This is a genomic window from Azospirillum sp. INR13 (assembly GCF_015390205.1).
Lineage (GTDB): Bacteria > Pseudomonadota > Alphaproteobacteria > Azospirillales > Azospirillaceae > Azospirillum.
In genome coordinates, this window is sequence record NZ_VUOI01000036.1 from 25,509 (window position 1) to 35,377 (window position 9,869).

Here is a 9,869-nt window from a genome sequence, read left to right on the forward strand (position 1 = left end):
CTGTCCGGCTATGACGGCGTGCTGGCCTTCGGCGAGACGCTCGCCCGCGGTCTACCGCCGCTGGGGCTGGGAGGGGCGCGTCTTCGTCTGGCACGAGGCCGCCGACATCCGGCTGTTCCATCCGCCCGCCGAAGAGGGGCTGCGCACCGGCGCGGTGTGGATCGGCAATTGGGGCGACGGCGAGCGGACGGAGGAGCTTGAACGTTTCCTCTTCGCGCCGGCCAGGGATGCCGGCCTGCCGCTGGAAATCTACGGCGTGCGCTATCCGTCCGGCGCGCTGGCGACACTGAAGCGCTACGGCATCGCCTACAAGGGCTGGCTGCCGAACGCGCGGGCGCCGGAAGTCTTCGCCCGCCACCGCGTCACCGTTCATGTGCCGCGCCGCTTCTATGTCGACATGCTGCCGGGCATCCCGACCATCCGCGTGTTCGAGGCGCTGGCCTGCGGCATCCCGCTGGTCAGCGCGCCGTGGAGCGATTCGGAAGGGCTGTTCCGCCCCGGCCGCGACTTCCTGTTCGCCCGCGACGGCGAGGAGATGGCCCACCATCTGCGCGCCGTCGACCGGGACGAGGGGCTGCGCGCCGAGTTGGTCCGCAACGGGCTGGAGACGATCCGTGCCCGCCATACCTGCGCCCACCGCGTCGATGAGCTGCTGTCCATCGTCGGCAGCCTGCGCGGCAATGAAAAAGAACCGGTCCTTGAGGAGTCCGCCCGATGAAGATGGCCTTTTACGGGTCCAGCCTGCTGTCCTCCTACTGGAACGGCGCCGCCACCTATTACCGCGGCATGCTGAGCGAACTGGCCAGGCATGGCTGGGACATCACCTTCTACGAGCCGGACGCCTTCGACCGCCAGAAGCACCGCGACATCGAACCGCCGGACTATGCCAAGGTCATCGTCTATGACGCGACGCCCGAGGCCTGCCGTGCGGTGATCGCCGAAGCGGTGAAGGCCGACGTGGTGGTGAAGGCCAACGGCGTCGGCATGTTCGACGACGAGCTGCTGGACGGCGTGATGGACGCCGCCGACCCGCAGGCCCTGCGCATCTATTGGGACGTGGACGCTCCGGCGACGCTGGCGGAGCTGCGGCAGGCGCCCGACCATGTGCTGCGCCGCCGTCTGCCGGAACTGGACTTCGTGCTGACCTATGGCGGCGGGCCGCCGGTGGTCTCGGCCTATGAGGCGATGGGGGCGCCGGTCTGCCGGCCGATCTACAACGCGCTGGACCCGTCCACCCACCATCCGGTGCCGCCGCAGGACCGCTTCCGCGCCGACCTGAACTTCCTCGGCAACCGGCTGCCCGACCGCGAGGCGCGGGTGGAGCGCTTCTTCCTGGAGCCGGCGGCGCGCAACCCTGACGCCCGCTACATCATCGGCGGCAGCGGTTGGGAGACCAAGGGCCTGCCGGGCAACGTCACCCATATCGGCCATGTCGGCACCGCCGACCATAACGCCTTCAACACCTCGGCCAAGGCGGTGCTGAACATCGCCCGCGACAGCATGGCGGAGGTGGGATTCTCCCCCGCCACCCGCGTGTTCGAGGCGGCCGGTGCCGGCGCCTGCCTGATCACCGACGCCTGGGAAGGGGTGGAGCTGTTCCTGGCCCCCGACGAGGAGGTCTTGGTCGCCCGCGACGGGCAGGACGTGACCGAGCATCTGCGGGCGCTGACGCCGGAACGCTCCCGCGCCATCGGCGAGGCGGCGCGGCAGCGCATCCTGGCCGGCCATACCTATGCCCGCCGCGCGGTCGAGGTGGACCAACTGTTGCGCGGCGCGCTGGCCGCCCGCCGGGAACGGAGCGCGGCATGAAGCTGGTCGTCCTGGGGCTCAGCCTGTCCTCCTCCTGGGGCAACGGGCATGCCACCACCTTCCGCGCGCTGCTGAAATCCTTCGCCGCGCGCGGGCACGAGATCCTGTTCCTGGAGCGGGACGTTCCCTGGTACGCCAGCAACCGTGACCTGCCGAACCCGGGCTGGTGCGAGCTGGCCTTCTACACGGACCTTGAGGATCTGAAGCGCTTCACCGCCGCGGTGGCCGGGGCGGACGCGGTGCTGGTGGGATCCTACGTGCCGGAAGGCGTCGCGGTCGGGCGCTGGGCGCAGGAGACGGCGCGCAGCGTGGTGGCCTTCTACGACATCGACACGCCGGTGACTTTGGCGAAGCTGGAGCGCGGCGATTACGAGTATCTCGCGCCGGAAATCATCCCCGGCTTTGACGGGTATTTCTCCTTCACCGGCGGGCCGACGCTCGACCGGCTGATGGAGCAGTACGGCTCGCCAGCCGCAAGGGCGCTATATTGCTCTGTGGATGCGGAGGCCTATGCGCCGCTGCCGGTGCCCAAACGCTGGGATCTCAGCTATCTCGGCACCTACAGCATCGACCGCCAGCCGACTCTGGACCGCCTGCTGCTGGAGCCGGCAAGGCGGGCGCCGGAACTGCGCTTCGTCGTCGCCGGGCCGCAATATCCCGACGACATCGCATGGCCGGCGAATGTGGAGCGGCTGCACCATGTGCCGCCGGCCGACCATCCGGCCTTCTACGCTGCGAGCCGCTTCACCCTGAACGTGACGCGCGAGGACATGATCCGCGCCGGCTACAGCCCCAGCGTCCGCCTGTTCGAGGCGGCGGCCTGCGCCACGCCGATCATCTCCGACATCTGGGACGGCATCGACACGCTGCTGGAGCCGGGGCGGGAGATCATCCTGGCCGAGACGGCGGAAGAGGTGCTGGACGTGCTGCGCCGCCCGGGGGCGGAGGGTGAGATCGGCGAGCAGGCGCGGCGACGGATCCTGGCGGCGCACACCGCGGCCCCATCGGGCCGAGACGCTGGAGACGGAGCTGATCGCGGCGATGGAGCGGGGGCTTGCCCCCACCCCAACCCTCCCCCGCTGGGCGGGGGAGGGGGCAGGCGCCGAACGCTGACAAAGCTCCAATCCCCTCCCCCGCCCAGCGGGGGAGGGTCAGGGTGGGGGTAAATCGACCCTCACGGCACCCGCTTCTTCTCCAGCTTGCGGGCCAGCGTGCGGCGGTGCATGCCCAACCTCCTTGCCGTCTCCGAGATGTTGAAGTTGGTCTCCACCAGCGTTTCGTGGATGCGTTCCCACTCCAGGTTCTTGATCGAGGTGGTGCGGGCGGCGGGGGCGATGGAGGTGTCGCCTTCGGTGCGGTCGAACGCCGCCTCGATGTCGTCGGTGTTGGACGGCTTGGCCAGATAGTGGCAGGCGCCGAGCTTGATCGCCTCCACCGCCGTGGCGATGCTGGCGAAGCCGGTCAGCACGACGATGCGGGTGTCCTCATCCGCCTCGTGCAGTTCCTTCACGCATTCCAGGCCGGAGCCGGTGGCGAGCTTCAGGTCGACCACGGCATAGTCGGGCTGCATCGTCTGCAGAATCCCGCGCATCTCCTCCAGCCCGGCGCAGGCATGAACCTCATAGCCGCGGCGTTCGAAGGACCGGCGTAGCGCCTTGGCGAAGGACCCGTCGTCCTCGACGATCAGCAGGGTGCGGTCGCCGCCTTCGAATTCGGGCGTCTCCTGCTCAGTCGTCTCCATCGGAGCCTCCCGGCGACAGCGCGGGCGAGCGGCAGGGTCAGCGTGACGGTGGCGCCGCCGCCGGCGCGGTTCTTGGCCGAAACGGTGCCGCCCAGCTTGCGCAGGACATTGACCACCAGGAACAGGCCGAGCCCGCTGCCCGGCCGCATCTTGGTGGAGCGGTAGGGCTTGCCCAGCTCCTCCAGGATGGCGGGATCGAAGCCGGGGCCGGAATCGTTGACCGCCACCACCAGATTGTCGCCCTGCCGCAGGGCGGCGACGCCGATCCAGCCCGGAGACGCCTCCAGCGCGTTGTCCAGCACGTTGAACAGAACCTGCTTCAGGGCGAGGTCGGCGATCATCCGCTCCTGCGGGCCGACGGTGTTGTCGTACTCGAAGCGTCCGGGGGAGCGGCTGGACAGCCAGTCCTGCACCAGATCGTCGAGGAATCCCTTTACCGTGGTGCGCACCGTGCCCTCGCCACGCGCCTCGCCCGACGACAGCAGGATGCCCGACACGATGGACTTGCAGCGGTCGATCTGGTTCTGCATCTCCGCCACCTCCTCCGACAGATCGGGGTCCGACATCAGCGACGGCATGCGGCGCCAGTCGTTGAGGATCACCGACAGGGTGGCGAGCGGCGTGCCCAGCTCGTGCGCCGCGCCCGACGCCAGCAGGCCCATGCGGACGATGTGCGCCTCTTCATGGAACGCTGGCGCAGTTCGGCCAGATAGGCGTCGCGGGCGCGCAGATTGCGGTTGATCTGGGTGAGGAAGGGGACCAGCAGGCTCGCCGCCAGCACGAAGCAGATGAACATCCCCTGGATGTGCAGGCTGAACAGCGCGCCCTCATGGGCATGGGGCAGGGGAAGCGGCTGGTAGGTGCCGGTCAGCCAGGTAAAGCCGGCGGTCGCCACCAGCACCAGCGCCCAGGCCGACCATGCCTCCAGCAACACGGCACCCAGCGCCACCTGCAGAAGATAGAGCGAGATGAAGGGGTTGGAGGCGCCACCGCTGAGATAGAGCTGCAGGGTTAACGCCCAGACGTCGATCAGCAGCTCCAGGAAAAGCTGGGTGTTGGAAACGGTGGCGCTGCGTCGGATCTGGATCAGGCTGGCTATGTTCAGCGCGATCAGCACGAGGATCACCGCCGCCATCGGCAGCAGCGGCAGCCGGATGCCCATCTGCAGATGGACGATCAGGATCGTCACGATCTGCCCGACGACGGCGAGCCAACGCAGCTGGACGAGCAGGAACAGGTTTTTGCGGTCGGTGGTGTCGCGCACGAAAGACGTCCTGTTCCTCGCCCCGGTTCATCAGCCCACCGACTTATATAGAGAGTTACCGGCGGGAGGGGAGTTTTAGGACGCCCGTTTTCCGTTACGTCCGTGTTCCATCGCTGTCCGCGATGGCGCGTCTGCGTCGCAATTCGCTGCGGATCACGAACAGGACAGCGGCGATCAGCATCAGGTCGAGCGCGAACCAGGTCAGCGCATAGCCGAGATGGCTGTTGGGGAAACTGACCACGGTCAGGCCGCCGACCGGCCAGCCGCCGGGATTGCGGGCGGAATCGGCGTCGATAAAGTAAGGCGGGCGTCGCCCAGCCCCTTGGTGGCGGCGATGGCGGCGACGTCGCGGGAATACCAGCGGCCGGCGGCCGGGTCGTTGCTGCGCAGGAAACCGCCCTTCGGCTCGGTGACGCGCAGAAGGCCGGCGACGGTCACGGTGCCCTGCGGCTGCCCCTCGGCGCGGGTCGCGGGATCGCGTTTTTCCGGGGGGACGAAGCCGCGGTTGACCAGGACGGTGAAGCCGCGGTCGGTGACCAGCGGCGTCAGCACCCAGAAGCCGCCACCCAGATCGGAAACCGCCTGGACAAGCGTCTCGCGGTCATGCAGGAAACGGCCGGTCACGGCGACCCGCCGGTATTCGGCCGATGCCGCCGAAACGGCAGGCCAGGACTCCGGCCCCGGAGCGGGGGCGGGGGAGGCGTGGATTCTGCCCTCCACCCGCTCGATCAGGTCGAGTTTCCAGACGCGCCGTTCGAGCTGCCAGACGCCGAGCGCGGTCAGGCCGGCGATGCCGGCCAGCGCCAGAAGGCCGAAGAGGGCCAGCGCCCAGACCGGGCGGGCCCCCTTGGCCGTGCCGCCCGCGTGGGGCGCGGACGGCTGTCCGGTCACGGCAGCTTGCTCATGTCGGGGGTGGTCATGCCGGGCATCATGTTGTGGTTCATGTGGTACATGACCCACAGCGAGCCGGCGAACATGATGACCACGACGATGATCGTGAAGATCATCGCCAGCATCGACCAGCCGCCCTCGACGCGGCCGTTCATGTGCAGGAAATACACCATGTGGACGAGGATCTGGACCACGGCCAGCCCCAGGATCACGGCCGTGGTGGTCGTGTTGTCCAGCGTGCCGGTCATGACCAGCCAGAACGGAATGACCGTCAGGATCACCGACAGGACGAAGCCGGTCATGTAGCTGCCGAAGGTGCCGTGGGCGCCTTCGACGTGGTCGTGGTCGACGTGGCCGTGGCCGCCGTGCCCACCATGCCCATGGCCCTGATGGGCGTGGTGGTCGCCGTGCGCGTGAGTGCTCATCGCAGCATCCCCATCAGGTAGACATAGGTGAAGACGCCGATCCAGATGACGTCCAGGAAGTGCCAGAACATGCTGAGGCACATCAGGCGCCGGCGGTTGGCCGGGATCAGGCCGCGGCGGGCGACCTGGACCATCAGCGTCACCAGCCACACGCTGCCGAAGGTGACGTGCAGCCCGTGGGTGCCGACCAGCGTGAAGAAGGCCGACAGGAAGGCGCTGCGGCCGGGGCCGGCGCCCTGGTGGATCAGGTGGGCGAACTCGTACAGCTCGATGCCGAGGAAGGCGAGGCCGAACAGCAGCGTGACCGCCAGCCAGCCCTGGGTCTGGGCGGTGCGGCCCTTCTCCATCGCCAGCATGGCGAAGCCGTAGGTGATGGAGGAGAACAGCAGCATCGCCGTGTTCAGCGCCACCAGCGGCAGGTCGAACAGTTCCTTCGGCGTCGGGCCGGCGGCGTAGCTGGTGCCCAGCACGCCGTAGGTCGCGAACAGAACCGCGAAGATGAGGCAGTCGCTCATCAGGTAGATCCAGAAGCCGAGCGCGGTGCTGCCGGCTTCGTGGGCGTGCTCGTCCCTCACATGGAAGACGGGCGGGGTGGCGTCGCGCGGGGCATCGTGCCCCGCGTGGCCGCCATGCATGGCTTCAACGGTCGTCGTCATGCTTTACACCTGTCCCGCGAGCAGACGGGTCCGCTCGTTCTCGGTCGCCACGACCTCCTCCACCGGAATGTGGAAGTCGCGGTTGTAGTTGAAGGTATGGCTGATGGCGACCACCAGCAGGCCGATGAAGCTCAGCGCCGCCAGCCACCAGATGTGCCAGACCAGGGCGAAGCCGAGCGCGGTGCTGATGCCGGCCAGGATCACGCCGGTGCCGGTGTTGGCGGGCATGTGGATCGGGCGGTAGCCTTCCAGCGGACGGGCATAGCCGCGCTTCTTCATGTCCCACCACGCGTCATTGTCGTGGATCACGGGCGTGAAGGCGAAGTTGTAGCCCGGAGGCGGCGAGGAGGTCGCCCATTCCAGGGTACGGCCGTCCCACGGGTCGCCGGTGACGTCGACATACCGGTTGCGCTTCAGGACGCTGACGGCGATCTGGACCAGGAAGGCACCGATGCCGATGGCGATCATGACGGCGCCGACCGCGGCGATCTGGAACCAGATCTGCAGCGACGGGTCCTCGAACACGCGCAGGCGGCGGGTGACGCCCATCAGGCCCAGGACGTAGAGCGGCATGAAGGCGACGTAGAAGCCGATCACCCAGAACCAGAAGGACACCTTGCCCCAGAACGGATCCAGGCGGAAGCCGAAGGCCTTGGGCCACCAGTAGTAGATGCCGGCGAACAGGCCGAACAGCACGCCGCCGATGATGACGTTGTGGAAGTGGGCGATCAGGAACAGGCTGTTGTGCAGCACGAAGTCGGCCGGCGGAACCGCCAGCAGCACGCCGGTCATGCCGCCGATCACGAAGGTCAGCATGAAGGCGATCGTCCACATCATCGGCAGCTCGAACCGGATGCGGCCGCGGTACATTGTGAACAGCCAGTTGAAGATCTTCGCACCCGTCGGGATCGAGATGATCATCGTCGTGATGCCGAAGAACGAGTTCACGCTGGCGCCCGACCCCATGGTGAAGAAGTGGTGCAGCCACACCAGGTAGGACAGGATGGTGATGACGACGGTCGCGTAGACCATCGAGGTGTAGCCGAACAGCTTCTTGCCGCAGAAGGTGGAGGTCACCTCCGAGAAGATGCCGAAGCAGGGCAGGATCAGGATGTAGACTTCCGGGTGGCCCCAGATCCAGATCAGGTTCACGTACATCATGGGGTTGCCGCCCATGTCGCTCGTGAAGAAATGGGTGCCGACATAGCGGTCCAGCGACAGCAGGACCAGCACGGCGGTCAGGACCGGGAAGGAGGCGACGATCAGGACGTTGGTGCAGAGCGAGGTCCAGGTGAAGACCGGCATCTTCATCATGGTCATGCCGGGGGCGCGCATCTTCACGATCGTGCAGATCAGGTTGATGCCCGACAGCGTCGTTCCGACGCCCGCCACCTGCAACGCCCAGATGTAGTAATCGACCCCGACGTCGGGACTGGCCTCGATACCCGACAGCGGCGGATAGGCCAGCCAGCCGGTGCGCGCGAACTCGCCGACGAACAGCGAGATCATGATCAGCACGGCGCCGCCGACCGTCATCCAGAAGCTGAAGTTGTTCAGGAACGGGAAGGACACGTCGCGCGCGCCGATCTGCAGCGGCACGACATAGTTCATCAGCCCCGTCACCAGCGGCATGGCGACGAAGAAGATCATGATCACACCGTGGGCGGTGAAGACCTGATCGTAGTGGTGGGCGTTGAGGTAGCCCTCGCTGCCGTTGAAGGCGATGGCCTGCTGGGCGCGCATCATGATGGCGTCGGCGAAGCCGCGCAGCAGCATGATCAGGCCCAGGATCATGTACATGATGCCGATGCGCTTGTGGTCGACGGTGGTGAACCACTCTTTCCACAGGTAGCCCCACAGCTTGAAGTAGCTGAGGGCGGCGACCAGCGCGATGCCACCGAGCATGACCGCGGCGAAGGTCGCGACCAGGATCGGCTCGTGATAGGGAAAGGACTCCAGGCTCAGGCGCCCGAAGAGGAAGGTCGTCAGTGTCTCAAGCATGCCGGTGTGCCCAATCAGGGATTGGCCAGCCGCTGCGGCCCGGCCTGGGAGGCGGACGCGCTGATCGGCGTGACGGTGGGGCGCTGCACGGCGCCCGAGTTTGCGGCGGCTTCGATCGCCTCGGCGACGGTGCACAGGCCGGTCGGCTGCGTGTCCGGGAAGCCGGCCAGCGTGTTGGCCCGCAGGATCCCGTTGGCCGCGGCCATGCCGCCGGCGTTCAGCCCGCCCGCACGGTCGATGGCGGCCATGTCGCTCATGCACATGGTGCCGGGACGCACGCACAGGTTCACGACGGCGTTGAACAGCTTCGGATCGACGGTGCCGAAATGCTGGACCGGAACGGCCTCGCTCGGCTTTTCAAGCGCGATGTAGGCGTTGCGGTCGAGCGGGGCGCCGGCCGACTTCACCTTGGACACCCAGCCGTCGAAATCCTGGTCCGACAGGCCGAGGAAGGCGAAGCGCATGTGCGAGAAGCCGGCGCCGCTGTAGTTGGACGAGAAACCCTTGTAGGTCCCCGGCTCGTTGATCACGGCGTGGAGCTTCGTCTCCATGCCCGGCATGGCGTAGATCATGCCCGCCAGCGCCGGAACGTAGAAGGAGTTCATCACCGTCGACGCGGTGAGGCTGAAGCGGATCGGCCGGTCCACCGGCGCCGCCATCTCGTTCACGGACGCGATGCCGTATTCGGGATAGACGAACAGCCATTTCCAGTCGAGCGCCACCACCTGCACGTCCAGCGGCTTCACGCCGGCCGGAAGCGGCTTGTCGGCCGCGATGCGGTCGAGCGGACGGTAGGGGTCGAGCTTGTGGGTGGTGACCCAGGTGATGGCCCCCAGGCAGATGATGATCAGCAGCGGGGCTGCCCAGATCACCAGTTCGAGCTGCGTCGAATGGTCCCAGTCCGGTTCGTAGCGGGCTGTGTTATTCGACTGACGGTAACGCCAGGCGAACAGCACGGTAAGCGCCATGACCGGGACAATGATCAGCAGCATCAGCAGGGTGGAGATGACCACGAGGTCTCCCTGCTGGCTGGCAACGTCGCCGGCCGGGTTCAGCACGACCAGGTTGCAGCCACTCAACGC

General features: G+C 67.3%; 11 protein-coding genes and 1 pseudogene. 3 read left to right on the forward strand and 9 right to left on the reverse strand.

Going from position 1 to position 9,869, the window contains the following annotated elements:
* The first annotated feature begins 10 nt into the window (after nt 1-10).
* Genes F1643_RS23960 through F1643_RS19040 form a run of 3 tightly spaced genes read left to right on the forward strand, consistent with a single transcriptional unit; the run spans nt 11 to nt 2,975 of the window.
* Nucleotides 11-718, forward strand: a complete 708-nt coding sequence (locus tag F1643_RS23960; RefSeq protein ID WP_255543039.1) for a glycosyltransferase — start codon at nt 11-13, stop codon at nt 716-718.
* Nucleotides 715-1,809, forward strand: a complete 1,095-nt coding sequence (locus tag F1643_RS19035) for a glycosyltransferase (RefSeq protein WP_194914809.1) — start codon at nt 715-717, stop codon at nt 1,807-1,809. The genes F1643_RS23960 and F1643_RS19035 overlap by 4 nt, the downstream gene beginning before the upstream one ends.
* Complete coding sequence (locus tag F1643_RS19040) at nt 1,806-2,975, forward strand: glycosyltransferase (protein ID WP_206692573.1); 1,170 nt, start codon at nt 1,806-1,808, stop codon at nt 2,973-2,975. The genes F1643_RS19035 and F1643_RS19040 overlap by 4 nt, the downstream gene beginning before the upstream one ends.
* An 8-nt stretch (nt 2,976-2,983) precedes the next feature.
* On the opposite strand, the gene F1643_RS19045 is transcribed toward F1643_RS19040, so the two are convergent.
* From F1643_RS19045 to cyoA, 9 genes and pseudogenes are all read right to left on the reverse strand, one after another.
* Nucleotides 2,984-3,550, reverse strand: a complete 567-nt coding sequence (locus F1643_RS19045; protein WP_194914810.1) for a response regulator transcription factor — start codon at nt 3,548-3,550, stop codon at nt 2,984-2,986.
* On the reverse strand, nt 3,493-4,212 hold the full coding sequence (locus tag F1643_RS23965) for a HAMP domain-containing sensor histidine kinase (RefSeq protein WP_255543040.1): 720 nt from the start codon (nt 4,210-4,212) through the stop codon (nt 3,493-3,495). Before F1643_RS23965 ends, F1643_RS19045 begins: the two co-directional genes overlap by 58 nt.
* Nucleotides 4,149-4,814 (reverse strand): hypothetical protein, encoded by a 666-nt coding sequence (locus F1643_RS23970; protein WP_255543041.1) that lies wholly within the window; start codon nt 4,812-4,814, stop codon nt 4,149-4,151. The genes F1643_RS23965 and F1643_RS23970 overlap by 64 nt, the downstream gene beginning before the upstream one ends.
* Nucleotides 4,815-4,908: 94 nt before the next feature.
* On the reverse strand, nt 4,909-5,055 hold the full coding sequence (locus F1643_RS25115; protein ID WP_370540707.1) for a hypothetical protein: 147 nt from the start codon (nt 5,053-5,055) through the stop codon (nt 4,909-4,911).
* Nucleotides 5,056-5,061: 6 nt separating this feature from the next.
* Nucleotides 5,062-5,774, reverse strand: a pseudogene (locus F1643_RS23980) (SURF1 family protein); the annotation flags it as partial.
* Nucleotides 5,702-6,130, reverse strand: a complete 429-nt coding sequence (cyoD, locus tag F1643_RS19060) for a cytochrome o ubiquinol oxidase subunit IV (protein ID WP_194914811.1) — start codon at nt 6,128-6,130, stop codon at nt 5,702-5,704. The gene cyoD and the pseudogene F1643_RS23980, both read right to left, overlap by 73 nt.
* Nucleotides 6,127-6,786 (reverse strand): cytochrome o ubiquinol oxidase subunit III, encoded by a 660-nt coding sequence (gene cyoC, locus F1643_RS19065; RefSeq protein WP_370540704.1) that lies wholly within the window; start codon nt 6,784-6,786, stop codon nt 6,127-6,129. The genes cyoD and cyoC overlap by 4 nt, the downstream gene beginning before the upstream one ends.
* Nucleotides 6,787-6,789: 3 nt before the next feature.
* Nucleotides 6,790-8,787 (reverse strand): cytochrome o ubiquinol oxidase subunit I, encoded by a 1,998-nt coding sequence (gene cyoB / locus F1643_RS19070; protein WP_194914812.1) that lies wholly within the window; start codon nt 8,785-8,787, stop codon nt 6,790-6,792.
* A 14-nt stretch (nt 8,788-8,801) separates the two neighbouring features.
* Nucleotides 8,802-9,869 (reverse strand): ubiquinol oxidase subunit II (gene cyoA, locus F1643_RS19075; protein ID WP_194914813.1); only part of this gene is annotated, 1,068 nt, incomplete at its 5' end.